Consider the following 26,999-nt stretch of genomic DNA (forward strand, 5'->3'; position numbering starts at 1 on the left):
TGCGGTGGCCGGGCCATTCGCGGCACCGATAAAACAACAAGATGCGAGACATACAATGCAAGAAACTAGCTGGTTGTTAGGGGTTTTGTTCGCCTCCATTGCGCTGATCATTTTCCTGATCATGAAAGTGCGACTGCATGCGTTCATCGCGTTGATCATTGCCTGTTTCGTGGTCGGGTTCGGCTCGGGGATGCCGGCAGCCAGGATCGTCGCTTCGCTGGAAGCCGGTATCGGCGGGACGCTGGGCTTTCTTATTGCGATTATCGGCCTGGGCGGGATCCTCGGCAAAATGCTGGAGGAGTCCGGCGGTGCCGAGCGCCTGGCCAAGACCCTGCTGGACAACCTCGGGCCGCAACGCGCCCACTGGGTCATGGCCATTGTCGGGGCGGTTGCAGGTATTCCGGTGTTCTTCGAAGTCGGCTTCGTGCTGCTGATTGCGCTGGTGTATGTGGTCGCCCGTGAAACCCGGATCAACTTGATGTACCTGGGTATCCCGCTGGCCATCTCGCTGCTCACCATCCACTGCATTCTGCCGCCCCACCCCGCCGCCATGGCGATTACCGGAATGCTGCATGCCGACGTGGGCAAGGTGATTCTTTACGGCCTGCTGATCGCTGTGCCAACCATTATCATCGCGGGCCCCATCTGGGTCAGGCTGTTCTGTAGCCGCAGCGCCAGTGATCATCAGCAAGCCTTTCTTGCCTCCCACGGCGGATCCGCGCAAGTGCAGCGCGTGCTGCCCGGCATGGGCATCACCCTGTTCACCATCGCCCTGCCCTTGCTGCTGATGGTCGGCAAAACCGCAGCCGCCGGCTTGCCAAGCGACTCGCCCGTGCAACATGTGGCGCAGTTCGTGGGCAATCCGCTTACCAAGCTGGCGCGAAAAGCCCTTTCCTTCAGGTGGGGGATGAAAGCGCCACCGCGAAGCGGTCATAGGGGTTAAGATCCATAAAACCGCCCCCATTCTGTATTTCATGACTGAAATGAAAGCGACCAAAACCCTCAAGATTCGAGTGCGAGACAAGCATGCAGCGCAACTGCGTGAAGCTTCTCGTGCTGTGAATTTTGTGTGGAACTACGTAAACGAGTTGAGCAGTCGCTCGATTCGTGAGCGTGGTCGTTTTCTGTCGGCGTTCGACATTCACAAGTACACCAACGGGGCCGGCAAGGACCTGGGGCTGCACAGCCAATCGGTGCAGGCTGTTGCCGACGAATATGTCACACGGCGCAAGCAGTTCAAAAAGCGCCAGCTCCGCTGGCGCTGCTCGGGCGGCGCCCGGCGCAGTCTGGGCTGGGTGCCCTTCAAGGTCGGCGCTGCTGTCTGGAAAAACGGCCAGGTCGTCTTCAACAAACAGCACTTCAAGGTCTGGGACAGCTACGGCTTGGCGGGCTTTAAATTCAGATCCGGTAGCTTCAACGAGGACAGCCGTGGACGCTGGTATTTCAACGTCGTGGTCGAGGTCGACCGCCAGTTATCGCCAGGCCAGGACGCGGTGGGTATCGACCTCGGACTGAAAACCACGGCCACCTGCAGCGACGGTGATCGCCTTGAAAGCGGCAGGTTCTACCGGGATCTGGAGAGCGCCCTGGGCACGGCCCAGCGCGCCGGCAAGAAGGCTCGTGTGCGGGCGATTCACGCCAAGGTTGCGAACCGCCGCAAGGATTGCCTGCATAAGTTCAGCAACGCGCTGGTAGCGCGTTGTGGCGTCATTGTGGTGGGCGATGTGAGCTCACTGAAACTCGCGAAAACCAGGATGGCCAAGTCGGTGCTGGACGCCGGCTGGGGCCAATTGAAAACCATGCTGGAATACAAATGCGATCACGCAGGCACGGTTTTCAAGGTTGTTAGCGAGAGAAACACCACCCAAACCTGTTCGAGCTGCAAGCAATTGCCGGACTCGAGGCCGAGAGGTATCGCAGGGCTTGGAATAAGGGAATGGACTTGTTGTGGGTGCGGTGCCACCCACGACCGCGACGTCAACGCCGCCAAGAACATTCTCGCGCTCGGGCATGAGCGTCCAGTTGTGGGAATCCGCGCCCTTTAGGGCGGGGAGGATGTCAACGGTGCAACCCTGGTCGCCTCGCTGGTGGCCTTGCTGGCGACCCTGACCCTGAATTACTTCGTCGGCTGAATAACGGGCCAGGGAAGGCATTAGCTCACTGCGCCGAGTACGTGTTCTACGGCCATGGAAGGATTTTTGAGAACTACGGTCCTGGCCGTGAATGACATGACCCCGTCAGCTCAGACCTCATCCTGAGCCAGCAAATGCTCCAGATAATGAATATTCACCGCCCCTTTCAGGAACCCCGGATCGCGGGTCAGGCGGCAATGCAGTGGGATATTGGTCTTGATCCCGTCCACCACCATCTCTTCCAGCGCATTGCGCATACGCGCCATGGCTCCATCGCGGGTCGGCGCATGGCTGATGACCTTGCCGATCAGTGAATCGTAGTTCGGTGGCACGCGGTAACCGCTGTACAGGTGGGAGTCAACGCGAATGCCGTTGCCGCCGGGTGGGTGGTACTGCTGCACCTTGCCGGGGCTGGGCATGAAGGTGTCGGGGTCTTCGGCATTGATCCGGCATTCCAGGGCATGGCCGAGCACCTTTACATCGGTTTGCCGGATCGACAACGGATTGCCCGCCGCGATGCTGAGCATCTCCCTGACGATATCCACGCCGGTAATCATCTCGGTCACGGGATGTTCGACCTGCACCCGGGTGTTCATCTCGATGAAGTAAAAGCGGTCATCTTCATAGAGAAACTCGAAGGTCCCGGCGCCCCGATAGCCGATCTCGATGCAGGCCTCGACACAGCGTTGCAGCACCTGCGCCCTCGCCTGTTCATCGATATCCGGCGCAGGCGCTTCTTCCAGCACTTTCTGGTGGCGGCGTTGCAACGAACAGTCGCGGTCATGCAGATGCACCGCATTGCCCTGCCCGTCCGAGAGCACCTGTACTTCAACGTGGCGTGGGTTGCCGAGGAATTTCTCCAGGTAGACCATCGGGTTGCCAAATGCCGCGCCGGCCTCGCTGCGGGTCAGTTTTGCCGATTTAATCAGGTCATCTTCGTGGTGCACCACGCGCATACCACGGCCGCCTCCGCCTCCCGCTGCTTTGATGATCACCGGGTAACCCACCTCACGGGCAATCGCCAACGCCTGTTGCTCATCCTCCGGCAGAGGACCGTCCGAGCCGGGCACCGTGGGCACCCCGGCGCGTTTCATAGCGGCCTTGGCGGAAACCTTGTCCCCCATCAGGCGAATGGTCTCTGCCTTGGGGCCGATGAAGGTGAAGCCCGATTGCTCGACCTGCTCGGCAAAATCCGCGCTCTCGGCGAGAAAGCCATAGCCAGGATGAATCGCAGTCGCGCCAGTCACCTCGGCGGCGGCGATGATCGCCGGCACGCTGAGGTACGACTTGGCCGAAGGTGCCGGGCCGATACAGACGGTCTCGTCGGCCAGGCCCAAGTGCATCAGTTCGCTGTCGGCGGTGGAGTACACCGCCACGGTTTTGATGCCCATTTCCTTACAGGCCCGGACGATGCGCAGGGCGATTTCGCCACGGTTGGCGATGAGGACTTTATGCAGCGTTTTGCTCGACATGCTGCGCACCTCAGACGATGGAAAACAGTGGCTGGTTGAACTCCACCGGTTGGCCATCTTCAACCAGGATCGACTCAATGGTGCCGCTGGCCTGAGCCTCGATGTGGTTCATCATTTTCATCGCTTCGATCAGGCACAGCGTGTCGCCCTTCTTCACCATCTGGCCAACCTCGGCAAACGCAGGGGCATCCGGCGAGCTCTTGCGGTAGAACGTACCGACCATGGGCGCAAGCAGAACATTGCCTTTGAGTGTTGGGTGCGCAGACTCAGGTTCGCTGGTTGGGGTTACCGGGGTTGCGGCTACGGGCGCGGCGGAACTGTTGTGGTAATGCTGCACCGGGGTCCGGTTATGCCGGCTGACCCGAATCGAGTTGTCGCCTTCCTTGATTTCGAGTTCGTCCACATCAGACTTTTCCAGGATGGAAATCAGCGTATTGAGCTTTTGAAGGTCCATGGGCTTTTATTCTTTGAGAAATGGATAGAAAAGGGTCAGGTCAATTGCGGGGCACGCACGGTTACGCCCTCGCGGATCAGCGCCTGGCGGATGGCCTGGGCAAAGCCGGCTGCGCCAGGCTGGTCACCGTGAATGCATAGGGTGTCGGCGCGCACCGGCACTTTGCTGCCGTCGACGGCCAGCACATAACCTTCGCGCAGCATGCACAGCACCTGGGCCACAGCCTGCCCGGCATCGGTGATCATCGCGTTGGCCTGACTGCGTGGGGTCAGTGAACCATCGGGCTGGTAAGTGCGGTCGCCGAATACTTCGTGCCGTACCGGCAAGCCCACGGCTTGCGCGGCATCGGTGAGTGCGCTGTTGGCCAGGCCGTAGAGATACAGTGCCGGGTTGAAGTCGCGCACCGCCTCGCAAATGGCCCTGGCCAGTAGCGGGTCGGCCGCCGCCTGGTTGTACAAGGCGCCATGGGGCTTTACATGCTGCAAGGTCGTGCCCTGGGCCGAGACGAAAGCGCTCAGGGCGCCGATCTGAAACAGCACGCATTCATAGGCTTCATCGGGGCTCAGGCTCATCTTGCGTCGGCCGAAGCCCTGCAGGTCAGCAAAGCCCGGATGGGCGCCGATGGCGACCCCGTTTTGTACGGCAGCAGCGACTGTCTGGCGCATGATCCGCGGGTCGCCGGCATGAAAGCCGCAGGCGATGTTGGCGGAGGTGATCTGCGCCAGCACCGCCTGATCATCGCCGGCCTGGTACAGGCCGAAGCCTTCGCCCAGGTCACTGTTGAAGTCGATCTCAGGCATGCGCGTGCTCCAGTTGGGTCAGTAGCCGGGCGTGCTTCACCGCAAGGCTCTGCGCCGCTTGTATTGTGGTCAGTTCAAAGCGCACCGCATCGCCGGGCAAGCGCTGGGCCAGCAATGGCAGGTCGACGCTGATGACATTGGCGATGCGCGGGTAGCCACCGGTGGTTTGCCGGTCCGCCATCAGCACAATGGGCTGGCCGCTGGGCGGCACCTGTAGCGTGCCGAAGCTCACCGCCTCGGAGAGCAGTTCCAGGGGATGCTCAAGCGTCAAGGGATCACCTTGCAGGCGATAGCCCATTCGCTCCGAGTCATTGCCGATGCGGTACGGGCTGTTAAGCAGGTTGTGCCGGGCTTGCTCTGTGAAGTGTTGCCACTCACCACCGGCAATCACCCTGATGGCCCGCTCGGCTTCACGCTCAACCGAGCGTGTCAGCGCTGCTGGCAGCACAATCCGTGGGGCGTTGCGAAAGCTTGATGCAAAGCCCAGCCGATCCCCCGCCAGCAATGCCCTGCCCAGCACACCGGCATAGGCGCCGCGCCGATAGGTGCTGACACTGCCGAGTATGGGCTCGACAATGAATCCACCTGCGACCGCCAGGTAGGCCCGTGCACCGAACCGGCGCTGACCAAACTCCAGCAATGCCCCTGGCCTGGCCACGACCGCCTGATTGGGTAGCAATGCCTGGCCATTGAGCCTGGCCCCCAGATCAGCGCCGGCAAGCGCAATCAGGGCTCTGGCATCGAAGCGCAGCACCGGCCCTTGCAGGGTCATTTCCAGCGTACCGCTGTCCAGCCGGTTGCCCACCAGCAGGTTCGCCAGTTGCTGGGCCTGGGCATCCATGGGGCCGTTGACCGGCACGCCAATATGTTGATAGCCGCTACGGCCTGCATCCTGAAAGGTGGTGCAAAGGCCCGGTTTGAGTACTTCAAGGCTCATCGCTGGCGCTCCTGTGTCTGGATCGACTCAAAGGTCGCAGGCGCAATGGGCACGAACCTGATCTTGTCGCCACTTTGCAATAGACAAGGCTCGCCCCGGCAGACATCGAACATCGTCAGCGGTGTGCGGCCAATCAGGTTCCAGCCCCCAGGCAACTCCAGCGGGTAGATCACCGACTGGCGGTTGGCCAGGCCGATGCTGCCAGCCGCCACTTTGGTGCGGGGCGTGGTTCTGCGCTGCGGGTTCAGTTGCTCGTCCAGCACGCCGATGTACGGATGGCCCGGCGCAAAGCCGAGCATCAACACATCCAGCAACTGCCCCGAATGCAGCTCGATCACCGCTTGCGCAGTCAGCTTCAGCGAGGCTGCGACCTCGTCAAGGTCCGGGCCATAGTCACCGCCGTAGCACACCGGAATCTCTATCAACCGTGGCTCGTACATCTGGCTTGTCGAGGCTTTGCGCAGCAGCGCTTCGAGCTGCGCCTTGAGTGCATCAAAGGGGCTTTCATCAGCCTGGCAGTGCACCCGCTCCGGGCGGTAATGCACGCCTACCGAGATCATTGCCGGGACGATATCGGTGACCCCGACCAGTTCCTGCTTCATTACTGCGTCGTTGAGTTGTCTGGCACATTGCGCGACCAGGCGGTTGGCCTGGTTGCTCAACACCTCGCCAAACTTCAGGATCAGGCAGCTATCACCGGCCGGGAACAGCTGCCACTGCCCGGCAGCTGCGCTGTCGAGGGGGGCGGTCATCTCTAATAGGCTCATTTCGATTATCGCTCAAGCTGGTGGCCGGCGGTTTCCTTGAGAAACAGCAAGGACAACAGACTCAGCAGTGCAGCACCGGCGAGGAAGTAGCCAGGCATCAATAGATTGTCGGTGGCGCTGATCAATGCCGATGACATGAACGGCGCCAGGCCGCCCCCCATGATCGCACCGAGGTTGATGGCAATCGCCATACCGGTGTAGCGGATGCGGGTCGGGAATTGTTCGGCGTAGGTGGGGTAACCGACTGACTGAATGATCGGCATTGGCAGTGTGGCGACCAGCAAGGCCAGTGCCGCTAGCCATACCGGGGCACCGTTCATCAACATCATCATCGGAATGACCAGCACGATATAGCCGGTAAAACCGATCGCCAGGGTACGACGGCGGCCCAGGCGATCCGAAACCCCGCCCCAGAACGGCATCATCGCGGCGACGATGAAGCTGATGCTGGCGATCATCCAGTAGACGTGGGATTTCTCGAACTTCAGGTAAGTGGTCAGGTAGATGTTCATGAACACGATACCGATGAAGTAACCGACGTTCTGCCCGAACGCCAGAATCACCACCCGTGCCACCTTGCCCAGATGCTTGCTCAGCACCTCACGCACCGGCGCGGCCGGCGGTTGGTCTTTTTTCAGAAACTCCTGATACTCGGGCGTTTCTTCGACGTTGTGGCGCATCTTGCAGGACAGCAGCACCAGCGGGATGCACAAAAAGAACGGAATCCGCCAACCCCAGGCTTGCAGGGCTTCGGGGCTGAGCAGCAGCGTGACGATCCCGCAGACACAGGCCGCCGTACCGCCGCCAAGCGCCACACCAACTGGTGTAAAGGAACCAAAGAACCCTCGCCGGTGCGCTGGTGCCGACTCTGCAACAAAGGCCGCAGCGCCAACCACTTCCGCCCCGGCAAAAAAGCCTTGGGCGAGCCGGATCAACACCAGCAGGATGGGCGCAATGATCCCGGCCTGCGCGGCGGTTGGCAGAAAGCCGATCAGGGCGGTAGAAACCCCCATGCCAATCACGGTGGTCAGCAACACCCCCCGACGGCCGATGCGGTCGCCCAGCCGACCGAGGATGATTCCGCCCAGCGGGCGGGTCAGAAACGCACTGCCAAACACGGCCAGCGAGGCCAGTAACGCGGCGGTGGGGTTACCACCTGGAAAGAACAGCGGTGCGATAACCGCCGCCATGTAGCCGTACACACCGAACTCGTAGTACTCAACGGCAGTACCGGTGCAGGCAGCGATCGCCGCTTTGCGGCTGACCGCCGGGTTTTCAGCGGTTTCAGGGGGCGAATCAGAGCCGGCAGCAGCCACAGCGGCTGCTCCCTCTTGGGATATCACGCGAGACATAGGTCACCATTCACTAAACCAACGGATTGTTAGCAAGGCGGTCAGGCCGCCTGTTTTATATGTTTGCGGGGACGCAAACCGGTTGTGATGGGCAGTAATCAATGTGCCGACAAAGGCGCTCGGCTGTTTCTTGTTCTGGTGCAGCAGCGGCACTGGCTGTGCAGTCCAGTGCCGTCTCATCGCTTACTTGGCGAACAGCAGGCTCATGTCCTTGAACGCTTTGAACTCCAGGGCATTACCGCACGGGTCAAACAGGAACATGGTGGCCTGCTCGCCGACCTGGCCTTTGAAGCGCACGTAAGGTTCGATCACGAATTGGGTTTCGCGCGCTTTAAGGCGGTCAGCCAGCGCTTCCCATTCATCCCAGCTCAGGATGATGCCGAAGTGCGGCACCGGTACGTCATGGCCATCGACCGGGTTGGTGTGAACAGACTCCTGGCTTGCGGTCTTGGGATGCTCGTGAATCACCAGTTGGTGGCCATAGAAATCGAAGTCGACCCAGGTCGCCGCCGAGCGGCCTTCAGGCAAGCCAAATGTTTCGCCATAAAACGCGCGTGCCGCAGGAAGGTCGTAAACAGGAATCGCGAGGTGGAAAGGAGAAAGGCTCATCAGTGACTCCGGACTTTATCGTTTTATTGGACGCTTCAGGCCGCGCGGGCCTGGCGCCCGACTGCATGCCGTGAATTCATCATAGGGCTAGCCGGAAAACAAAAAAAACAATATATTTTTTGGAAATCAACAAAGAATATTTATCAATGATCCGCGAGCTCAAGACCCTGATTGCCGTATCCCGTGAAGGCACATTTGCCGCTGCGGCGCACAAGATCGGCCTCACCCAGGCTGCCGTGAGCGCCCAGATTGCGCGCCTGGAGTCTGAGCTGGGCCTGGAGTTATTCGATCGCAGCGGGCGTAGCGCCCAGCTCAACGCAGTGGGTTACCAAACCCTGCAACAGGCGCACGAGCTGATCCGCATGTACAACAACCTCGGCTCCCCTGCCCCGGAAACCCAGGCGCCGCAGCGGGTGACCATGGGCGCCATCGCCTCGATACAACGCATGCTGCTGCCCAGTGCCCTGGCCAGTTTTCATCATCAATGGCCGAATTTCCGCAGTCGAATCCTGCCTGGGCTGTCGATGGAACTGCTCGACCAGGTCGATGCCGGCGAGATTGATCTGGCGGTGATCATCCAACCGGCGTTCTCATTGCAGAGTGACCTGAAATGGGTGCCGCTGGCCAAGGAGCCCTACCGTCTGCTGGTGCCGGAAAATACGCCTAACGATGACTGGGCCGAGTTGATCACCTCGCAGGCTTTCATCCGCTACGACCGCACCTCTTTCGGTGGGCGGCAAGTGGATCGCTTCCTGCGCAAGATGCATTTCACTCCGCGTGAAGTGAGCGAACTGGATGAACTCGATGCGATCGTGAAACTGGTGGCCAATGGCGTCGGTGTGGCCCTGGTTCCGGAAACACTCGGGCATGTGGCCTGGCCGCAAGGTGTACGCGGCCTGGATCTGGGCGAACACACGTTCTACCGAAACATCGGCCTGGTGCATCACCACAATCGCAACATGAACGAACCGGTAATGATTCTGGCCGGACAGATTGAAGCGCTGGCCCGGCAGATTGCGCCTGGCACTTCACCAGCAGCTTGAGTGTTAAAACGCCGGGGGGCGTTTGGTTCGCTGTGCACGTTTACGATCGGCGCGCAGCGCCGCTGCAAACGAGCCTTGCGCCCAGCGTACAGCGTCATGGGGATCTTCCATCAGGTGATCCGGCGCCCGGTAGTAAGACAGCCCGACGAGTTTGCCTTGCCGGGCGTAAGTAAACTGCTCAAGCCCTTGCTGTTCGAAGGCGGCGACATTTTCTGCATCGGCCTTCAGGTACAGCGTGCCGTCAAACACCAGGCCGAACATCACCCCATCGCGAAAGATCCCGTGCCCGCCGAACATCCGGCGCAGGGATACAGGCCCGAACAGAGCGAAAACGTCTTCGATGTAGGCGGCGAGTTCGTTCATGTTCGAGCGCTCCTGATGATGTGTGCAACCACCTGCCTGGTCGCCTCCTCGATTGTCCCCTCATTACGGCACAACACCCAGCCATGCTCGTCAACCGCACGCTCGAACGCTTCGGTGCAGGCCGCATGCTCGTCGAGCCGATGAATCACCGTGCTGCTCAGCCCCCGTGTACGTGCCGCCGCCCTCGCCCATGAAATTTCCGGCGCGGTGACAACCCCGATATGCAGGTCCGGGATTTGCACGCCACGTTCGATATTCAACCGCAGAATCTGATCAAACGGCACGTTGCGGCGAAATGCGGCGTCGGACGGGTACCAGCGATCAATCAGGATGATGCTGTTTGCGGGTTGCTCTGGCAGCACGTTAAGAGAAATCCAGGCGCGGCTGTCGGCCAGGCGTTCACAGACCTGCCATTCCAGGTCCGGGCACGGGTTTCTGGCCAGCGTGTTCACCAGCGCCATGATTTCGCCCCGATGGGGATCGAGGTTTCTTTCAGACAGGCGAATGACTTTTTTACCGTCAGCCCGCAGGGCTTTGGTCACGGCTTCCAGCAAGGTGGTCTTGCCGGTGCCCTTCGGCCCATCCATTGAAATAAACAGCGAGCGGTTCATTGTGCAAGGCTCAGGTCGCGGATCAATTCAGAGAGCGCCTGGCATTCACGAGGCGTTCTCGCGAATGACCCGGTGATTGGCCACGACTTCGTCGATCACGCCCCTGAACAGTTTTTGCGTAAGGTCAACATCAACGCCATAACGTTCGGCCAATGCGCTGTAACGCTGCGCTTGCGCGGCTTCACGGGCCGGGTCTATTGCCTCCAGGCTCTGTGCTGCCTTGATCACGCCAACCTTGCCAGTGGCGATGAAACGCTGCCCCAGGAGTTTGATGATCTGCTCATCCAGATCATCGATCTCTGCTCTTAATTGTCCGAGTTCATGGCTGCTCACGCAGGTTGCCTCCAGGTTGTTAGTAGATTGACGGCCAGAATCGGACACACCCTACACCAGAAGGCCCTTAGCGCATTGCGACTTTGTGCCTGCGACTGCACAAACACCTGCTCAAGCGTCATGTGCAGCCCAGCCGTAATCAGGTCAATTGGTGCAGGCTCGATTTGCGCTGGCGGTGAGAGGTCGCACATTGCTCCTGATTTGCCCTGCCTTAGTCGAGTTTCCTGCCGCGCCACGCTTGAGCCAGTTCCCGCTCCAGGCTCAGTTTCGAGGCGCGGATAATCGCATCGGCATCCTTGGGCAAGTCATGCTCGACCACATACACCGGTCTGGCCCGTTGCTGCGCCACGCTGACAATCTCGTCCCAGGCCAGCAAGCCTTCCCCCACAGGGGCAAAATTCATCTCGTCGTCGCGCAGGCCGATGCCTGAGTTGTCCTTGGCATGCAGGGCAAACAGGCGGTCTGCATAACGGTGGATCAGCCTGACCGGGTCCTGACCACCACGGAACACCCAGGCGGCATCGATCTCCAGCGCCAGGTTTTCTGCGCGGGTGGCGTCCACCATCAGCTCAAAGCCGGTCCTGCCACGAAAGGTTTTCATTTCGAAATCGTGGTTGTGATATGCCAGCCGCAGGCCGCTTTTGCGCAAGGTGCTGCCCAGCGCGTTGAGTTCTTTACCGAGCCTCTTCCAGCCCGCCGCGTCGCTCGGGCGATCGGCCGGTTGCAGGTAAGGCACCACCAGCACCTTGTTGCCAATCGCCTGATTGAAAGCAATGGTCTGAGCCATCTGGCTGCGCAAGGCGTCCAGTTGTACGTGTGCGGAAGTGACTGAGAGGTTGTACTGGGCCAGCAGCCGGTTCAGCTCGGCACTGCTGACGCCTTGATCGCCAACCAGCTCCACCGCCGTGAACCCGGCATTACGAGCCATCAGAAACTGCTGGTCGAGCGTGCCGACATTGCGCAGGGTGTACATCTGCAGGGCAATTTTGCTATCTGCGCCAGGTGACGCCATAAGCGGGCAGCCATTGAGCAGGCTGCTGGCAACCACAGTGACCAGCGCCAGTTTCTTGATCAAACGCATCGCAACTTCCTTTTGAGTGACAGGGAATCCGTTTCCGCGTGTAACCGGTTACACGCCTCAATGGCAGGAATTTATGCGTTGCCAAGCAAGGCTGTCAATTGCGTGATGGCCCGTTATCGGGTGCGGCTGCGGTTGGCGTTCATTCGGATCATTCGCTACGGTTCCCAGACACCCGTGGTAGAGCCTTCGCTCAGATTGCTCCTTGCATGAAAGCCCATGCGAACGCACTGCTTCGGGGCCTGTCTGCTTTTAGGCTGCCCTTCTCTTTTTTGCTGAACAAGGACCGTGCCTGTGAAATCACCGATCGCCGCTGTGCTGTTGCTGTTGTTTACGTTGTGCCAGTCCGCCATGGCTCAGGACTCACCCGAGGCCGTGCTGATTCACGGCGGTCGGGTGATGACCATGGATCCGGCACTGGGCGATCTTGATAACGGTGAAGTGCTGATCCGTGACGGTCGTATCGTTGCCGTAGGCCGTGACCTGCAAGCCGGAAATGCCCGGCGTATCGATGCCCGCGGGCAAGTGGTACTGCCAGGCTTTGTCGATGCGCATAACCATCTTTATGTAACGCTGATGCGTGGGCAGTTTCGTAACCAGCAGGGGCAGTTTTTTCCGGTCAGCTCCCGACTGGCAGCTGCGATGACGCCTGAGGATACCTATGCTGCGATGCGTCTGGGTGCGCTGGAACTGCTCCACGGCGGCATTACCGCCACAGGGGATTTTTTCGATAACGTGCGCTCGCCGGCCCATGGCGAGGCCGGGTTAAGGGCGCTGCAGGATGCAGGTATCCGGGCGACGATGTTCTACGGCGGGCCGGACAAGACCACCAGACAGCCCATCGACCTGCAACAACTACAAAACCTGGCCAGACGCCAAGGCAGCGAAGCACGGGTACAGCTTGGCCTCGCCTGGCGTCTGCCGCGTGACCGTGGCGATGCGGCTAACTGGACCATGCGCCAAGCCGAATACGACACAGCGCGACGCCTGGGCCTGCCGATCCAGGTGCATGTCAGCGGCGAGCCAGGGCCGATGTTCGACGCGTTGATCAAGCGCGGTTATCTGTATCCCGGGCTGACAATCGTGCATGCCACCGACGCCACTGCCGCGCAATTGCAGGCGCTGGAAAAAGCCGGCGGCAGTCTGGCCCTGACGCCTTTGAGCGAACACCGTGTCGGCTATGGCCTGACCGCGCTGGACCGGTTCGCTGCCGTGCGGCGTCAGGGCCTGGGCATTGATGGCAACTCGTTGGCGGGCAGTGCCGACATGTTCGCCACCCTGCGCCTGGTCGCTCTGACCTGGAGCGGCAGCCAGCGCGACGAGCGCGCCCCGGACCCGCGCAGCCTGCTGGCAATGGCGACCCGCGGTGGTGCTGAATCCCTCGGGCTGGAGAAGCAGACCGGTACCCTGACACCGGGCAAACGGGCTGATGTACAGATCATCGACCTGACGGCGCTGAACCTGGCCGGTTTTGCAGGCGGTGATCCCGCCGCGTTGCTGGTCTACTCGGCGCGGCCTGAAAACGTCAGCACGGTGTTGGTAGATGGCCGCGTGATCAAGCAACACGGCCGGCTGGAGGGGGTGGATATGCCGCAGCTGTTGCGGGAGTCCGCCGAGGCCGCTCGTGGTCTGGTAGAGCGCAGTCAGTAAGGTGCAATCAGCGCGGTTGGCGCCTGGATTGTGCGCTACAGCTGTGTATTGCCTGACTGATCGTTATCTTTTACCGACGCGTTTCACTCAAAGACCCGCCCAGCAGGTACAGCGCGCCCCCGACAATCAGAAAACCTGCCAGCACATAGAACATCATCGGCGCCGGCCAGACGGCGAGCACCAGACCGCAGACAATCGGCCCCAGTGCCCCGCCAAGGTTGGACAGGTTCTGTGCCGCGAAGTACATGCCGCGCAGCGACGCCGGGGCGATACGGTCGATGAACATGTACTCGGCAGGGAACACAATGATTTCGCCAAGGGTAAACAGCAGCATGGCAAAGGCCCAGGCGGTCAGGCTCTGGGCCATGGAGAAACCGGCCAAACCTGCGAGAAACAGTGCCAGCCCGGCCATCAGCCAACGGGTCAGGTGTTGCGAGTCGATGCGTTTGCCGACCCAGTATTGCAAGGTAATTACCCCGCACGCATTGACCGCCAGCAAGGTGGTGATCACCGAATAAACCCGCTGCGGGTCGCTGGTCACCACCAGGTATTGCGACAAATAGGCACTGAACTGACCGAACACCACGGCGCTGAGAATGCCGCCCAGGGTGAAGCACACCAGGCGCCGGTCGTTGAGCAGCACCTTGCCGACCTGGGCGAAGGAAAATGGCGTGGTCTGGGCCGGCGCGCAGCCCAGCTCGCGGTCGCCGTAGCGGATGTACAGCCAGAAGAACCCCGCGCCGAGCGCTGCCGACAGCACAAACGGCAGGCTCATGTTAACCCCCGCCAACGCCGCACCGATGAATGGACCGACGGCGTAGGCCATGTTGATCAGGGTATAGCGCAACGAAAATACCCGGCTCTGCTCATGGCTGGGCAGCAGCCGCCCAAAAGCAGCCTTGGCAGTAATGTCGATCACCGAATAGGCAAAGTTGAACAGCACCAGCGCCAGAAAGAACAGGATCAGGTTCGAGGTCACACACATGCCGATGAATGCAGCGACAAAGCAGCCGGTAAAACCCAGAATCAGCGGATAGGGTTTGAGACGGTCGGTCAAATAACCGCCGTACAGGCTCAGCAAGGACCCGGCCACCAGCGCGCAACCCACCGTGGTGCCTACCGCAGCGATACTCAACTGGTAGTGTTTGCTCAGGTAGAGCACCAGATACGGTAGCGTGATCGCCCGCCCCAGAGTCAGTACGAAGGCACTGGCCAGCAGCAGGTTAACGCCTGAGGGGTACTGCTTGAGTACGGTGAGCATATGCTGTCCTTGTGTAGCAGCCCGCGGGGCGCTGGCTATTGCCCCGCGTTACAACAACGGCAAACCTCAGTCCGCCTTATACCCAACCTTTGCGTGCGCTGTATTCTGACGACGCACCCGGTACGCCACGCCTAACACCACAAACCACACCGGCGTCACCAGCAGCGCCTGACGGGTGTCGGCTTGCAGCGCCAGCAATACCAGGATGAAGGCAAAAAACGCCAGGCACACCCAGCACATGAACACGCCACCAGGCATGCGGAATTTCGAGGCCTGATGCAGATGCCCCCGCTGGTTGCGGTAGGCCATGTACGACAGCAGGATCATCGACCAGACAAACATGAACAGCAGCGCCGACACCGTAGTGATCAGGGTGAACGCTTCGATCATGCTCGGCATCAGGTAGATCACCACTGCGCCAAAGGTCAGGCAGATGCAGGAGAAGATCAGGCCGTTGGACGGCACGGCGCTGCGCGATAGCGTACCGAAGCGCTTCGGGGCATCACCTTCCATGGCCAGGCCGTAGAGCATGCGGCTGGTGGAAAATACCCCACTGTTGGCCGACGACGCAGCGGAAGTCAGAACCACGAAGTTGATCACCGCAGCGGCCGCCGGCAGCCCGGCCAACACGAACAATTCAACGAACGGGCTCTTGTTGGGCACCACGTCACGCCACGGCGTCACCGCCATGATGGTGATCAGCGCCAGCACGTAAAACACGATGATCCGGATCGGGATCGAGTTGATCGCCCGTGGCAGGTTGCGCTCCGGGTTGCGGGTTTCGGCGGCGGTGGTGCCCACCAGTTCGATACCGACAAAAGCAAACACCGCGATCTGGAAACCGGCGAAAAAGCCCATCAAACCATGCGGGAACATGCCGCCGTCGTTCCACAGGTTGCTCAACGACGCCACATCGCCACTCGGCGACTGGTAGCTGGCAATCACCATGTACAGGCCGGTGCAGATCAGCGCGCAAATGGCGACGATCTTGATCATCGCGAACCAGAACTCCAGCTCGCCGAACATTTTCACTGTCAGCAGGTTCAGCGACAGCAACAGGGCTACGCAGGCCAGCGCCGGTATCCAAGGCTGCACCTCCGGGAACCAGAACTGGGTATAGGCGGCAATGGCGATGACATCGGCGATGCCGGTCACGATCCAGCAGAACCAGTAAGTCCAGCCAGTGAAAAAGCCCGCCCACGGACCGAGCAGGTCGGTAGAAAAGTCGATGAAGGACTTGTAGTTGAGGTTCGACAGCAGCAACTCGCCCATTGCGCGCATGACGAAGAACAGCATGAAGCCGATGATCATGTAGACGAAAATGATCGACGGGCCGGCCAGGCTGATGGTCTTGCCCGAGCCCATGAACAGGCCGGTACCAATGGCGCCGCCAATGGCTATCAACTGGATATGGCGATTGGAAAGGTTGCGTTTGAGGGCGTGTTCGTCAGGTTCTTGAGCGGGGTGATCGTGAAGCGGGGTTGTCATGAATTCTTTCCTTGTGTTTCGAATTGTTTTTATACCATCAATGACACCCCCTTTCTTGACATTCTCCCCGCCCTAAAGGGCGGGGAGGATGTCAATATCTTTGCGCGTGTGCTTTCCAGGGTTCAGGTGATTTTTTTGAAAGGAAGAGAGGGTGGATCAAGGCCGTCTCAAGAGCATCAAAAGCGTATTGTCGACCAATCAAATATAGGTATTCATCAGAGGGGGAGAAAATTCCGATGACCGAAGAGCTTATGATTTCTGCTATTTGCTGGGAACTGCAGGGTAATGTGTCTGTTGAGTTTGCTCACGAGAATGACTTGTATTTTTTCTGCCCCGATCAGCGTTGTCTCGCAGAAGTCATACCGGCAAAGAAAAAGAACTATTTCTTTCGCGCTCCCCAGTCTCATGCATCAGGATGCCGGAACGAAAAGAAGAAGACCGAATCAGGCTCCCTCTCTGGTGTGCGTAAGCAGTTTGCAGCAGATGAGCCAGTTTCAGTTGTTCCTAGTCATTTGGGGAAGCTACCGAAGCAAGACAAAAAATCCAGGCCGTCAGTCGAACAAATGCGGACGTTAGCCATACAGGTGCGTACGTCACCAATCCAGCATCCAGGTACGCTTGAGGAAGTGATTGATGCTTGGCACAGGATGAGCATCAACAAGCGTCACTCCACACCATTGGATATTGGTGGGCAGGCGCTCAATTATTTCAGTGCCTTTGCAGCTTTCAGTACATTGACAGACGACGTTGACAAACTGACAACCGGGCCGCATATCGCATTCGGCGATGCGAAGGTTAATCTTTTCAAAGGGGATTACTACGTTAAAAGCCTGTGCAAATTCAAAGACCATACGCCTGCGAAACCTTTGATTTTCAGAGTGAGACAGGGGCACTCCCTGTTCAACGAGCTAAAAGACGGTCAAACGGTATCCTTATTTGTTCGGGGGCCGGTGAGCATCAGAAGTGCTGAGCGTAACTCTGTCGACCTGCAATGCCGCGATGCTTACAGCGGTATTGTGGTACGCCCCAAGAACTGAATGGCCGTTAGCCCCCATAGACCGGTGGGAGCTGGCTTGCCAGCGAAGACGGCGGCACATTCGCAGCAGATGCTGTGACTTTACTGGCCTCTTCGCGAGCAAGCTCGCTCCCACTGGGGGCATAGAGTACCTAAGTGACCAGTATTGGCGTTAGCCCAGATCCTCGGCGATGTACAGGTCTGTCTATGCGTGAAAACCTTTCCCTAGCCGCTCACGCAGATAACTGACCAGCGCCCCCACCGCCTTGGGCACGTGCGGTGAATACGGGCGGATCAGGTGAATTTCGCCCGCAAATGCCCCTTTGAGCGTCCAGTCTGGCAGCACCCGTTGCAGCGAGCCCTGGGCCAGCGCTGCCTGAGCGCTGAAGTCGGGTAACAGGGCAATCCCGGTGTCCTGCAAGGCGGCATCGCGCAGGGCTTCACTGTTATTGGTGGCGAAGTTGCCGGTGATCGGCACGCTAAGGCGCTCTGGCTCAGTGCTACCCCGCTTGGCGCGTTCGAAAGTCCACACCGGTTGATCACCGCCACGCGGGTAAAACAGGCAGTTATGGCTGGCCAGTTGCTCCGGGCTGTGTGGTTCCCCATGGCGTGCAATGTAGCCCTGACTGGCCACCAGCACTGAAGCGGTGTCGCACAGCTTCCAGGCCACATGGGTATCGGGGATCTGAAAACTGTGGCGGATCGCCAGGTCGAAGCCTTCGGCGGCGATAGAGGTCAATGCGTCGGAGACTTCCAGTTGCACCCGCACTTGCGGGTAGCGTTCGAGAAACGCCGGCAGCAGCGGCACCAGTTGCTGGCGGGCAAAGGCCACTGGAGCGGTGAGGCGCAGCAAGCCACGCAGCGTGCCGGATGATTCGCGTACCGCCGAGAAGCTGCGGGCGATCTGCGCGTAGGCGTCGCGCACCTCGCGGGTCAGGGCTTCACCGGCCTGGGTCAGACGCACACTGCGGGTGGTACGGTTTACCAGTTGCGTACCGGTGGCCTTTTCCAGTTCCGCAATTCGCTGGCTGACCACCGACTTGCTGACCCCCAGGCGCGTCGCTGCGGCGGTATAAGTGCCCTGCTCTTCCAGTACAGCCAGCCAGCGGATATGGGTCCAGAGGCCTTCGATTTCTGTATGTTCCATTGAGCACCTCTAAAATGACCTTCGTTGCCATCGCTTGCGTTAAAACCGGATCCGACGATGCCTATTGTTCGCTATTCAAAACAATGAGTTCGCTATTATGGTCTGGTCGCGAACAAATTCAAGGGTTATCGTGAATCCATCTTGCGAACAACAACCAAGAGGTACTCATGAGCCAGACCATCGAACATTACATCAATGACGCCCGTGTCAGCCGCGACGACCGCTATCAGGACGTTTACAACCCGGCTACCGGTGAAGTGACCGGCAAAGTCGCGCTCGGCAGCCGCAAGACGGTCGACGAAGCCGTTGCTGCGGCCAAGGCGGCATTCGCTGAATGGAGCGAGACGCCGCCAATCCGTCGCGCCCGGGTACTGTTCCGTTACCTGCAATTGCTGCAGGAACGTAAAGATGATCTGGCGCGCATCATCACCGCCGAGCACGGCAAGGTATTCACTGATGCCCAGGGCGAAGTCGAGCGCGGTATCGACATTCTCGAATTCGCCTGTGGTATTCCGCACCTGATGAAGGGCGACCATACCGACCAGGTCTCCCGGGGTATTGATAACTGGACCGTACGCCAACCACTGGGCGTGGTGGCCGGTGTAACGCCGTTCAACTTCCCTGTGATGGTCCCGATGTGGATGTACCCGATCGCCCTGGCGGCCGGTAACACCTTCGTCCTCAAGCCAAGCCCGACCGACCCGAGCGCGTCGCTGTTCATGGCTGAGCTGCTGCGTGAGGCCGGTCTGCCCAAAGGCGTGTTCAACGTGGTGCAAGGCGACAAGGAGTCGGTCGACGCGCTGCTGGAACACCCGGACGTCAAGGCGCTGAGCTTCGTCGGCTCGACACCGATTGCCCAATACATCTACGAGACCGGCGCTCGCAATGGCAAGCGTGTCCAGGGCCTGGGCGGTGCCAAGAACCACATGGTGGTGATGCCCGACGCCGATATCGAGAAAACCGTCGATGCCTTGATGGGCGCCGCTTACGGCAGTGCGGGTGAGCGCTGCATGGCGATCTCGGTGGCCGTATTGGTCGGTGATGTGGCCGACAAGATCGTCCCGGCCCTGATCGAGCGCGCCAAGCAACTGCGCGTCACCGATGGCCGTGACCTGAAAGCCGAAATGGGCCCGATCGTCACTGATGTGGCCCGCAAGCGCATCACCGGCTACATCGAACAAGGTGTGGCTGCCGGTGCCAAGCTGCTGCTTGATGGCCGCGACTTCAAACCTGCCGAAGCCGGTCTGGAAAACGGTTTCTGGCTTGGCGCGACACTGTTCGACCATGTCACCCCGGAAATGACCATCTACCGCGAAGAGATTTTCGGCCCGGTGTTGAGCTGCGTGCGCGTGGATGACTTCGGTCAGGCAGTGGAACTGGTCAACAACCACGAGTTCGGCAACGGCGTCAGCCTGTTCACCGCCGACGGCAACATCGCCCGTGAGTTCGGTCGCCGCATTGAAGTCGGCATGGTCGGTATCAACGTACCGATTCCAGTACCAATGGCCTGGCACGGTTTCGGCGGCTGGAAAAAGAGCCTGTTTGGCGACATGCACGCCTATGGCAGCGAAGGCGTACGCTTCTACACCAAACAGAAGTCGATCATGCAGCGCTGGCCGGAAAGCATCGAAAAAGGCGCTGAGTTCGCCATGCCGGTTGCCAAGTAATCTGCTTTCGCGGCTGAAGCGGATCGCCGCTTCAGCCGCGAAAAACCGCAACTTGTTCTACCCCTCCAACACCCGCAACAACCTCGACAAGCTGGCATCCAGCTCAGCCAGCACATCGGCCGGCAATGTCTCCAGCAGGCGCCGCTCATTCTCCACATGGCTTTCAACTGCCCGATCAATCAACGCCAGGCCCTGCGCCGTCAACTGCACCAGCAGGCTGCGCGCGTCATCGGGGTTGGCCACGCGCTCGATCAACTGACGGGTTTCCAGACGCTTTAACCGGTGGGTCATGGTTCCGGAGGTCACCATCAGGGTCGAGAACAACGCCGTGGGGCTCAGGCAATACGGCGCGCCGGAGCGACGCAGGGTGGCGAGCATGTCGAACTCCCAGACGCTCAGGTCGTAAGCGGCATAACCTGCTTCCAGGCGCGGGGTCAGCAGCGCTGCGCAGCGATTGATCCGCCCGATCGGCCCCATGGGCGTGGTATCCAGCTCGGGGCGTTCGCGGTGCCACTGTTCCAGGATGGTGTCCACCGCATCGCGGGGTCGTTGCTTGGCCGAATCTGTCATTTATCTTGACTTCAAGGTAGTTGTTGAGCAACGATCATATTACCTTGAGTTGAAGATAAAATCATGACCGCAACCCATACTCACCCACAATGGCGCGATATCCTGCTGACCGCTCTGGCACCCGCCATCTGGGGCTCGACCTATATCGTGACTTCAGAAATCCTGCCGCCTGACCGGCCCTTCACCGCAGCGCTCATCCGGGTATTGCCGGCGGGTCTGTTGTTGCTGCTCTACACCCGGCAAATGCCCTCCCGGCAAAACGTCTGGCGCCTGCTGGTGCTGGGTGCGCTGAATATCGGGGTGTTCCAGGCCCTGCTGTTCGTCGCAGCCTATCGCTTGCCGGGTGGTTTGGCGGCGGTATTGGGTGCGATCCAACCGTTACTGGTCATGCTGCTGGCCTGGGCGGTGGAGCGCCGTTCACCCGCGTTGGCGACCTTGTGTTCGGCGCTGCTCGGCGTCATGGGCATGGCTGTACTGCTGCTGTCGCCGCAGACGATCTTTGAACCGGTGGGTATGGCCGCTGCCTTGCTGGGCGCCACGTGTATGGCGCTGGGGGTATGGCTGACCCGGCGCTGGCAGTTGCAGATGCCAGTCCTGGCCCTCACCGGCTGGCAACTGGTGATTGGCGGCGTACTGCTGGCACCGGTCGCCTGGCTGGCCGATGCCCCTCTGCCGCCGTTGACCCTCGCGCAATACGCGGCCTACGCCTACCTCAGCCTGGCCGGTAGTCTGCTCGGTTATGTGCTGTGGTTTCGCGGGGTAATCCGCCTGCCGACCGTGGCGGTGGCATCACTGGGCCTGCTGAGCCCATTGTCCGCAGTGTTGCTGGGCTGGGCACTGCTTGGCCAGTCAATGACCGGCAGCGCCCTGATCGGCCTGGTCATCGTGCTGGCCAGTGTGTTTGCGGTGCAATGGACGGCGGCACGGGGGCGTTAAACCTGCCTTTTATCAGACGCATACTGCCGCCGGGTGCGCCAACTGTCAGCAGTCGCCATCATGGCAATTTGTCGCTTGCGGCTTGACCTGGACCGGGGCTAAGACAAATACTGTATGTAAATACAGTATCCGGGTTTTCCACCACCATGCCCTCAGTTGTCTCACTTGAAAGTCTCTTCGACAGCCGTCGTATCTGGCGCGGGCAGACCAGCGACAGTGCGGCGTCGGCTTGTCCATCGACCGGCCATGCGGCGCTGGATAACCTGTTGCCCGGCGGCGGCTGGCCGGTCGCGGCGTTGAGTGAACTGCTGGTGGCGGCCCAGGGCATCGGTGAGTTGCGCCTGCTCTGGCCCACCCTCGCCCGGCTGACCCAACGCGCTGAACGGGTGGTGCTGGTTGGCCCGCCACATTTGCCTTACCCCCGCGCCTGGGCGGCGGCCGGTATCGAGCTGGGTTACCTGAGCCTGGTGCAGGCCCAGGGGCGTGACGCGTTGTGGGCTGCCGAGCAAAGCCTGCGCTCGGGCAGTTGTGGTGCGGTTGTGTGCTGGTTGCGTCAGGCCGACGACCGCTCATTGCGGCGCTTGCAGGTGGCGGCAGAAACCGGACAGACCCTGGCGTTTGCCTATCGGCCACTGGAAGAGGCCATCAACCCCTCCCCGGCGGCCTTGCGCCTGGCGGTAGAGGCTGCGCCTGATCAACTGCGGGTGCTCAAGTGCCGTGGGGGTATCGCGCCACCCAAGCCGATCCCGTTGAGTTCTCTAGCATTGGCCTGGCAGTAAGCGGTCATGCTCTGGGCCTGCATTCTGTTCCCGCAACTGGCCATGGACGGCGTGCTACGCCAACGTGCCGATAGCGATCAGCCGCTGGTGCTGCTCAGTGGGCCTGCGCAGCGCCGGGTGCTGCAAGCGGTCAACCCGGCAGCGCGGGCTCTGGGCTTGCGAGCGGGCCAGTCACTGACCGCCGCGCAAAGCCTGGCCAGCGGCTTTGCCATGGCCGATTACGATGTGTCACAGATTGAAGCTTCGCAGCAATTTCTGGCGGCCTGGGCCTATGGTTTCAGTGCGCAGGTCAGCCTGCATTATCCGCGTTGCCTGCTGCTGGAAGTGCAGTCGAGCCTGGGTCTGTTCGGCCCCTGGCCAAAACTGCAAGCGCGCCTGCGTGAAGAGCTGGTTGCGTTGGGTTTTGTCCATCGCATAAGTGCCGCGCCCAACCCGGCCGCCGCCCGAGTACTGGCCAATGGCCGAGACGGTCTGGCGGTTTTGGACGCACAACGGCTGGCGCAGACCCTCGACCCGCTGCCCATAGAGCGCGTCGGCCTGCCCATTGATGCCGCCAATACCCTCGCGCGCATGGGGTTGCGCCAGCTTCGTCAGGTGCTGGCCTTGCCGCGTGACGGCTTGGCCCGCCGTTTTGCCCCCGAGGTGCTGCAGCAACTCGACCGGCTAAGCGGTCGGCGCGCCCTGGCCTTGACCTTCTATAGCCCCCCGGATGTGTTCGATGCGCGCATCGAGTTGAATTTCGAGGTCGACTCCCATCAGGCCTTGCTGTTCCCGTTACGCCGCCTGACCGGTGACCTGGCGGCCTATCTTGCCGGTCGCGACTGTGGCGTGCAGCGCTTCGTACTGCATCTTGAGCATCGCAGCCACCCGGCTACACCGGTGCCGGTCGGTTTGCTCAGTGCCGAACGCGACGCAGGCATGCTCTTCGAGCTGACCCGTGGCCGGCTGGAGCAGCAACGGCTACCCGCCGCGGTGCTGGCGGTGCGTTTGCTGGCCGAACAATTGCCGACATTTACCCCGCAACATCAGCCGCTGTTCAACGAGCGGCCCCAGCAGTTGCAAGCCTGGGAGCCCTTGCGCGAGCGGCTACGGGCGCGGCTTGGCGACGGCTCGGTACGGGAGCTGCACCCGCGCGCCGATCATCGTCCCGAGCATGCCTGGTCTGTCGAACCGGGCGCCCTGCCCTCAGCCATTGATGCGCCGCGTCCTGGCTGGCTGCTTAGCGAACCCTCAACCCTGAACGATGACAGCGTGCAGATCCTGGCCGGCCCTGAACGTATCGAGTCCGGCTGGTGGGACGGCGGCGATGTGCGCCGCGACTATTACGTGGTGCAAACCCGCGATGGCCAGCGTGGCTGGGCTTTTCGTGACGCAGGCTGTGAGGGGCCGCTGCAACTGCACGGCTGGTTTTCATGAGCCGCTATGCCGAGCTGCACTGCCTGTCCAACTTCAGCTTTCAGCGTGGCGCTTCCACTGCCAAAGAGCTGTTCGAGCGGGCTGCCCAGCTTGGTTACCAGGCCCTGGCCATCACCGATGAGTGTTCACTGGCCGGTATTGTGCGTGCCTGGCAGGCGGCCAAAGCCAGTGGCGTGCAGTTAATCACCGGCATCGAAGTGCAACTCAGCGAAGGCATCAAACTTGTGCTGCTGGCCCGTGACCTGACCGGTTACCAGAACATCTGCAAGCTGGTCACGCTGGCCCGGCGGCGTAGCCGCAAGGGCTGCTATGCACTGGGCCAGGCCGATTTTGCCGCGACCACTGAGGGCATCATTGCGCTGTGGGTGCCAGGCCCGCGGGCCTGTGAGGCACACGGACGATGGGTCGCGTCGATGTTTCCTGACGCTTGCTGGATCAGTGTGCAACTGCACCACGGCGCAGATGATGCGCGGCAACTGGCCGACCTGCAGCAGTTGGGGGCGCGACTGCAACTGCCGCTGGTGGCCAGCGGCGATGTGCATATGCATGCCCGCGGCCGGCGGGCGCTGCAAGACACCCTGACTGCCATCGGCCAGCACTGTACGGTCAGCGAGGCCGGCTATCGGCTGTTCCCGAATGGCGAACGCCACCTGCGGGCAGTACCGGTGCTGCAGAGTCTTTACCCTCAGGCATTATTGGACGAGTCGGTCAAAATCGCCGCGCAGTGCACTTTTCAGCTCGATGAGCTGCGTTACGAATATCCCCATGAAGTGGTGCCGCAGGGCAAGACCGCTGCCAGTTGGTTACGCGAGCTGACCTGGAACGGCTGTCAATGGCGTTGGCCAGCCGGCGTACCTGAACCGATCAGTCAACAGATCGACAAAGAACTCGAGCTGATCATCGAACTGCAATACGAGAGTTACTTTCTCACGGTGCACGACATTGTTCACTTTGCCCGTGGCCAGAACATTCTCTGCCAGGGGCGTGGCTCGGCGGCCAACTCGGCGGTCTGTTACGCCTTGGGCATCACCGAACTGGACCCCACGCGCATGGAGATGCTGTTCGAGCGGTTCATCTCCCGCGAGCGCAATGAACCGCCGGATATCGACGTGGATTTCGAGCACGAACGCCGCGAAGAGGTGATCCAGTACGTGTTCAATCGCTACGGCCGCGAACGCGCCGCCCTCACCGCCGTGGCCAGCACTTACCATGTCACCGGAGCCATTCGGGATGTGGCCAAGGCGCTGGGCTGGCCTGCCGATCAGATCGCCGCCTTGGCTAAATGCTGCAGCCGCTGGAGTGACAGCCTGCCGCCGCTGGAGCGCTTCATTGAGGCCGGCTTCGACCCGCAGAACCGCCAGGTGCGCATGGTCCTGGCATTGACCGAACAACTGATCGGTTTTCCTCGGCACCTGTCGCAGCATCCGGGCGGCTTTGTGATCTCGCAGCAGCCACTCTCGACGCTGGTGCCGGTGGAAAATGCGGCAATGCCCGACCGGACCATCATCCAGTGGGACAAGGATGACATCGACGCCCTGGGGCTGATGAAAGTCGATGTACTGGCGCTGGGTATGCTCAGTGCGATTCGCCGTTGCCTGGAATTGCTGCATCGTCATCAACGTCATGATCTGACGCTGGCGACGATTCCAAAGGAAGACCCGGCAACCTACGACATGATCAGCCGCGCTGACACGTTGGGCGTGTTCCAGATCGAGTCACGGGCGCAGATGGCTATGCTGCCGCGTCTGCGGCCACGCAAGTTCTATGACCTGGTGATTCAGGTAGCGATCGTGCGACCGGGACCGATCCAGGGCGATATGGTGCATCCCTATCTGCGTCGGCGTCACAAAAAGGAAAAAGTCACCTATCCCAAACCCGAATTGATACCCGTGTTTGAACGCACCCTGGGCGTGCCGCTGTTCCAGGAACAGGTCATGAGCCTGGCTATCGTTGCCGCCGGCTACACCCCCGGCGAGGCCGATGAACTGCGCCGTTCCATGGCCGCCTGGAAACGCCATGGCGGGCTGGAGCCGCACCAGATACGGTTGCGTGAAGGGATGCTCAACAATGGCTATACCGAAGAATTCGCCGCACGCATCTTCGAGCAGATCAAGGGCTTTGGCAGTTACGGCTTTCCCGAGTCCCACGCCGCCAGCTTTGCCCTGCTTACCTACGCCAGTTGCTGGCTCAAGTGTCATGAACCGGCGGCCTACGCCTGCGCCCTGATCAATAGCTGGCCGATGGGGTTTTATTCACCTGACCAGGTGCTGCAAGACGCCCGCCGCCACGGCATTGAAGTACGTCCGGTGGATGTCACGGTCAGCAGTTGGGATTGCAGCCTTGAACAACTTGACCAGCCGCAACCCGCAATTCGGCTGGGCTTGCGTATGGTGCGCGGCCTGCCAGAACCCGTCGCCCGGCAGATCGAACAGGCTCGCAAGGCCAGCGCCTTCAGGGATATCAGCGACCTGTGCCTGCGCGCCCAGCTGGATCACAAGGCCCGCCAATGCCTGGCCGAAGCCAACGCCTTGCGCCAGTTGGCCGACAACCGCCACCTGGCGCTCTGGGCTATTGCCGCCGTGCAACCCTCACTGCCGCTGTTCGACAGTCCGGTGCCGGAGGACCCTGTGGTCATTCCGGCCCCCAGTGTGGTGCAGAACATGTACGCCGACTACGCCCGCACCGGCACCACCCTCGGCCCGCACCCACTGGCGCTGCTGCGCGATACCTTGCGTAGCCTGCGGGCCAGAAGCTCCCGCGACCTGAGCCACACAGAGCCCAGCAGCCATGTCACCGTGATCGGCATCGTCACCGGCCGCCAACGCCCCGGCACCGCTTCGGGGGTGACCTTCGTGACTCTGGAAGACGAGTTCGGCATGGTCAATGTGCTGGTCTGGCGCGACCTGGCCGAGCGCTACCGGACCGCGCTGGTCCATTCGCGGTTGCTGCAGGTCAAGGGCAGGCTTGAAGTGGAATCCGGAGTTCGGCATCTGATTGCCGGGCATTTGCTGGACCGGAGCGATTTGCTCGAAGGACTCGATGTCCGCAGCCGCGACTTCCATTGAAATGGGCACCGGCAGCGCCCTCTCGAGTCTACTCGTAGATGATCTAATGAAGCT

At 60.7% G+C, this 26,999-nt stretch carries 24 protein-coding genes and 1 pseudogene; 10 read left to right on the forward strand and 15 right to left on the reverse strand.

Annotated elements, in window-relative coordinates:
- Positions 1-55: 55 nt before the first annotated feature.
- Positions 56-910 (forward strand): annotated as a pseudogene (locus NJC40_RS20420) (GntT/GntP/DsdX family permease); the annotation flags it as partial.
- Between the two features lie 73 nt (positions 911-983).
- Positions 984-2,045, forward strand: coding sequence for an RNA-guided endonuclease InsQ/TnpB family protein (locus tag NJC40_RS20425; protein ID WP_253141231.1), 1,062 nt, complete (start codon positions 984-986; stop codon positions 2,043-2,045).
- Positions 2,046-2,242: 197 nt separating this feature from the next.
- Here the strand turns inward: NJC40_RS20425 and accC are convergent, their stop codons facing one another.
- The 7 genes from accC to NJC40_RS20460 form a co-directional block, all read right to left on the reverse strand.
- Positions 2,243-3,604, reverse strand: coding sequence for an acetyl-CoA carboxylase biotin carboxylase subunit (gene accC, locus NJC40_RS20430; RefSeq protein WP_253141234.1), 1,362 nt, complete (start codon positions 3,602-3,604; stop codon positions 2,243-2,245).
- Positions 3,605-3,614: 10 nt separating this feature from the next.
- On the reverse strand, positions 3,615-4,058 hold the full coding sequence (gene accB / locus NJC40_RS20435) for an acetyl-CoA carboxylase biotin carboxyl carrier protein (protein WP_253141236.1): 444 nt from the start codon (positions 4,056-4,058) through the stop codon (positions 3,615-3,617).
- Positions 4,059-4,093: 35 nt separating this feature from the next.
- Positions 4,094-4,858 (reverse strand): LamB/YcsF family protein, encoded by a 765-nt coding sequence (locus NJC40_RS20440; protein ID WP_253141238.1) that lies wholly within the window; start codon positions 4,856-4,858, stop codon positions 4,094-4,096.
- On the reverse strand, positions 4,851-5,795 hold the full coding sequence (locus NJC40_RS20445; RefSeq protein WP_253141239.1) for a 5-oxoprolinase subunit C family protein: 945 nt from the start codon (positions 5,793-5,795) through the stop codon (positions 4,851-4,853). The genes NJC40_RS20440 and NJC40_RS20445 overlap by 8 nt, the downstream gene beginning before the upstream one ends.
- Complete coding sequence (gene pxpB / locus NJC40_RS20450) at positions 5,792-6,547, reverse strand: 5-oxoprolinase subunit PxpB (protein ID WP_253141241.1); 756 nt, start codon at positions 6,545-6,547, stop codon at positions 5,792-5,794. Before pxpB ends, NJC40_RS20445 begins: the two co-directional genes overlap by 4 nt.
- Positions 6,548-6,567: 20 nt before the next feature.
- Positions 6,568-7,878 (reverse strand): MFS transporter, encoded by a 1,311-nt coding sequence (locus NJC40_RS20455; protein WP_253141243.1) that lies wholly within the window; start codon positions 7,876-7,878, stop codon positions 6,568-6,570.
- Positions 7,879-8,097: 219 nt separating this feature from the next.
- Complete coding sequence (locus NJC40_RS20460) at positions 8,098-8,523, reverse strand: VOC family protein (protein ID WP_253141245.1); 426 nt, start codon at positions 8,521-8,523, stop codon at positions 8,098-8,100.
- Positions 8,524-8,669: 146 nt separating this feature from the next.
- On the opposite strand from NJC40_RS20460, the gene NJC40_RS20465 reads away from it, so the two are divergent.
- Positions 8,670-9,566 (forward strand): LysR family transcriptional regulator, encoded by an 897-nt coding sequence (locus NJC40_RS20465; RefSeq protein ID WP_253141247.1) that lies wholly within the window; start codon positions 8,670-8,672, stop codon positions 9,564-9,566.
- A 3-nt stretch (positions 9,567-9,569) separates the two neighbouring features.
- On the opposite strand, the gene NJC40_RS20470 is transcribed toward NJC40_RS20465, so the two are convergent.
- From NJC40_RS20470 to NJC40_RS20485, 4 genes are all read right to left on the reverse strand, one after another.
- A complete protein-coding gene (locus NJC40_RS20470) occupies positions 9,570-9,929 on the reverse strand; it encodes a TfoX/Sxy family protein (protein ID WP_253141249.1) in 360 nt (119 codons plus the stop codon).
- Positions 9,926-10,540 (reverse strand): dTMP kinase, encoded by a 615-nt coding sequence (locus NJC40_RS20475; RefSeq protein WP_253141250.1) that lies wholly within the window; start codon positions 10,538-10,540, stop codon positions 9,926-9,928. The genes NJC40_RS20470 and NJC40_RS20475 overlap by 4 nt, the downstream gene beginning before the upstream one ends.
- Positions 10,541-10,585: 45 nt before the next feature.
- Positions 10,586-10,873, reverse strand: a complete 288-nt coding sequence (locus tag NJC40_RS20480; protein ID WP_253118018.1) for a chorismate mutase — start codon at positions 10,871-10,873, stop codon at positions 10,586-10,588.
- Positions 10,874-11,084: 211 nt separating this feature from the next.
- On the reverse strand, positions 11,085-11,954 hold the full coding sequence (locus tag NJC40_RS20485; protein WP_253141252.1) for a sugar phosphate isomerase/epimerase family protein: 870 nt from the start codon (positions 11,952-11,954) through the stop codon (positions 11,085-11,087).
- Positions 11,955-12,245: 291 nt separating this feature from the next.
- Between NJC40_RS20485 and NJC40_RS20490 the strand changes: the two genes are divergently transcribed.
- The gene (locus NJC40_RS20490; RefSeq protein ID WP_253141254.1) at positions 12,246-13,601 is read left to right on the forward strand and encodes an amidohydrolase family protein; all 1,356 of its coding nucleotides are present in this window, start codon (positions 12,246-12,248) and stop codon (positions 13,599-13,601) included.
- 70 nt (positions 13,602-13,671) lie between these two features.
- On the opposite strand, the gene NJC40_RS20495 is transcribed toward NJC40_RS20490, so the two are convergent.
- Positions 13,672-14,862 carry an MFS transporter gene (locus NJC40_RS20495; protein WP_253141255.1) on the reverse strand — a complete coding sequence of 397 codons (1,191 nt, stop codon included), beginning with the start codon at positions 14,860-14,862 and terminating at the stop codon, positions 13,672-13,674.
- 66 nt (positions 14,863-14,928) lie between these two features.
- A complete protein-coding gene (cycA, locus tag NJC40_RS20500; protein WP_253117235.1) occupies positions 14,929-16,350 on the reverse strand; it encodes a D-serine/D-alanine/glycine transporter in 1,422 nt (473 codons plus the stop codon).
- Positions 16,351-16,586: 236 nt separating this feature from the next.
- On the opposite strand from cycA, the gene NJC40_RS20505 reads away from it, so the two are divergent.
- Positions 16,587-17,387 carry a hypothetical protein gene (locus tag NJC40_RS20505; RefSeq protein ID WP_253141257.1) on the forward strand — a complete coding sequence of 267 codons (801 nt, stop codon included), beginning with the start codon at positions 16,587-16,589 and terminating at the stop codon, positions 17,385-17,387.
- Positions 17,388-17,570: 183 nt separating this feature from the next.
- On the opposite strand, the gene NJC40_RS20510 is transcribed toward NJC40_RS20505, so the two are convergent.
- Positions 17,571-18,512: a LysR family transcriptional regulator gene (locus NJC40_RS20510; protein ID WP_045491312.1), complete on the reverse strand. Its 942-nt coding sequence runs from the start codon at positions 18,510-18,512 to the stop codon at positions 17,571-17,573.
- A gap of 167 nt (positions 18,513-18,679) precedes the next feature.
- On the opposite strand from NJC40_RS20510, the gene NJC40_RS20515 reads away from it, so the two are divergent.
- The gene (locus NJC40_RS20515) at positions 18,680-20,179 is read left to right on the forward strand and encodes a CoA-acylating methylmalonate-semialdehyde dehydrogenase (RefSeq protein WP_253141259.1); all 1,500 of its coding nucleotides are present in this window, start codon (positions 18,680-18,682) and stop codon (positions 20,177-20,179) included.
- Positions 20,180-20,236: 57 nt separating this feature from the next.
- On the opposite strand, the gene NJC40_RS20520 is transcribed toward NJC40_RS20515, so the two are convergent.
- Positions 20,237-20,749: a MarR family winged helix-turn-helix transcriptional regulator gene (locus NJC40_RS20520; RefSeq protein WP_253141261.1), complete on the reverse strand. Its 513-nt coding sequence runs from the start codon at positions 20,747-20,749 to the stop codon at positions 20,237-20,239.
- 63 nt (positions 20,750-20,812) lie between these two features.
- Between NJC40_RS20520 and NJC40_RS20525 the strand changes: the two genes are divergently transcribed.
- The 4 genes from NJC40_RS20525 to NJC40_RS20540 all read left to right on the forward strand — a co-directional run bounded on the left by NJC40_RS20525 (position 20,813) and on the right by NJC40_RS20540 (position 26,945).
- Positions 20,813-21,685: an EamA family transporter gene (locus NJC40_RS20525; RefSeq protein WP_253117230.1), complete on the forward strand. Its 873-nt coding sequence runs from the start codon at positions 20,813-20,815 to the stop codon at positions 21,683-21,685.
- Positions 21,686-21,831: 146 nt separating this feature from the next.
- Positions 21,832-22,464, forward strand: a complete 633-nt coding sequence (imuA, locus tag NJC40_RS20530; protein WP_253141263.1) for a translesion DNA synthesis-associated protein ImuA — start codon at positions 21,832-21,834, stop codon at positions 22,462-22,464.
- 6 nt (positions 22,465-22,470) lie between these two features.
- Positions 22,471-23,880, forward strand: coding sequence for a Y-family DNA polymerase (locus NJC40_RS20535; RefSeq protein ID WP_253141265.1), 1,410 nt, complete (start codon positions 22,471-22,473; stop codon positions 23,878-23,880).
- Positions 23,877-26,945, forward strand: a complete 3,069-nt coding sequence (locus NJC40_RS20540) for an error-prone DNA polymerase (RefSeq protein ID WP_253141267.1) — start codon at positions 23,877-23,879, stop codon at positions 26,943-26,945. The genes NJC40_RS20535 and NJC40_RS20540 overlap by 4 nt, the downstream gene beginning before the upstream one ends.
- Positions 26,946-26,999: the final 54 nt, after the last annotated feature.

Origin of the sequence: Pseudomonas sp. 21LCFQ02 (assembly GCF_024129895.2) — a bacterium.
In the GTDB taxonomy this organism is placed as follows: Bacteria; Pseudomonadota; Gammaproteobacteria; order Pseudomonadales; family Pseudomonadaceae; genus Aquipseudomonas.

What these genes read in the sequence shown, in the direction of transcription:
- NJC40_RS20425 (WP_253141231.1), top strand. Translation starts at nt 984, where the DNA reads ATGAAAGCGACCAAAACCCTCAAGATTCGAGTGCGAGACAAGCATGCA.
- accC (WP_253141234.1), bottom strand. Translation starts at nt 3,604, where the DNA reads ATGTCGAGCAAAACGCTGCATAAAGTCCTCATCGCCAACCGTGGCGAA.
- accB (WP_253141236.1), bottom strand. Translation starts at nt 4,058, where the DNA reads ATGGACCTTCAAAAGCTCAATACGCTGATTTCCATCCTGGAAAAGTCT.
- NJC40_RS20440 (WP_253141238.1), bottom strand. Translation starts at nt 4,858, where the DNA reads ATGCCTGAGATCGACTTCAACAGTGACCTGGGCGAAGGCTTCGGCCTG.
- NJC40_RS20445 (WP_253141239.1), bottom strand. Translation starts at nt 5,795, where the DNA reads ATGAGCCTTGAAGTACTCAAACCGGGCCTTTGCACCACCTTTCAGGAT.
- pxpB (WP_253141241.1), bottom strand. Translation starts at nt 6,547, where the DNA reads ATGACCGCCCCCCTCGACAGCGCAGCTGCCGGGCAGTGGCAGCTGTTC.
- NJC40_RS20460 (WP_253141245.1), bottom strand. Translation starts at nt 8,523, where the DNA reads ATGAGCCTTTCTCCTTTCCACCTCGCGATTCCTGTTTACGACCTTCCT.
- NJC40_RS20465 (WP_253141247.1), top strand. Translation starts at nt 8,670, where the DNA reads ATGATCCGCGAGCTCAAGACCCTGATTGCCGTATCCCGTGAAGGCACA.
- NJC40_RS20470 (WP_253141249.1), bottom strand. Translation starts at nt 9,929, where the DNA reads ATGAACGAACTCGCCGCCTACATCGAAGACGTTTTCGCTCTGTTCGGG.
- NJC40_RS20475 (WP_253141250.1), bottom strand. Translation starts at nt 10,540, where the DNA reads ATGAACCGCTCGCTGTTTATTTCAATGGATGGGCCGAAGGGCACCGGC.
- NJC40_RS20485 (WP_253141252.1), bottom strand. Translation starts at nt 11,954, where the DNA reads ATGCGTTTGATCAAGAAACTGGCGCTGGTCACTGTGGTTGCCAGCAGC.
- NJC40_RS20495 (WP_253141255.1), bottom strand. Translation starts at nt 14,862, where the DNA reads ATGCTCACCGTACTCAAGCAGTACCCCTCAGGCGTTAACCTGCTGCTG.
- cycA (WP_253117235.1), bottom strand. Translation starts at nt 16,350, where the DNA reads ATGACAACCCCGCTTCACGATCACCCCGCTCAAGAACCTGACGAACAC.
- NJC40_RS20505 (WP_253141257.1), top strand. Translation starts at nt 16,587, where the DNA reads ATGACCGAAGAGCTTATGATTTCTGCTATTTGCTGGGAACTGCAGGGT.
- NJC40_RS20510 (WP_045491312.1), bottom strand. Translation starts at nt 18,512, where the DNA reads ATGGAACATACAGAAATCGAAGGCCTCTGGACCCATATCCGCTGGCTG.
- NJC40_RS20515 (WP_253141259.1), top strand. Translation starts at nt 18,680, where the DNA reads ATGAGCCAGACCATCGAACATTACATCAATGACGCCCGTGTCAGCCGC.
- NJC40_RS20520 (WP_253141261.1), bottom strand. Translation starts at nt 20,749, where the DNA reads ATGACAGATTCGGCCAAGCAACGACCCCGCGATGCGGTGGACACCATC.
- NJC40_RS20525 (WP_253117230.1), top strand. Translation starts at nt 20,813, where the DNA reads ATGACCGCAACCCATACTCACCCACAATGGCGCGATATCCTGCTGACC.
- imuA (WP_253141263.1), top strand. Translation starts at nt 21,832, where the DNA reads ATGCCCTCAGTTGTCTCACTTGAAAGTCTCTTCGACAGCCGTCGTATC.
- NJC40_RS20535 (WP_253141265.1), top strand. Translation starts at nt 22,471, where the DNA reads ATGCTCTGGGCCTGCATTCTGTTCCCGCAACTGGCCATGGACGGCGTG.
- NJC40_RS20540 (WP_253141267.1), top strand. Translation starts at nt 23,877, where the DNA reads ATGAGCCGCTATGCCGAGCTGCACTGCCTGTCCAACTTCAGCTTTCAG.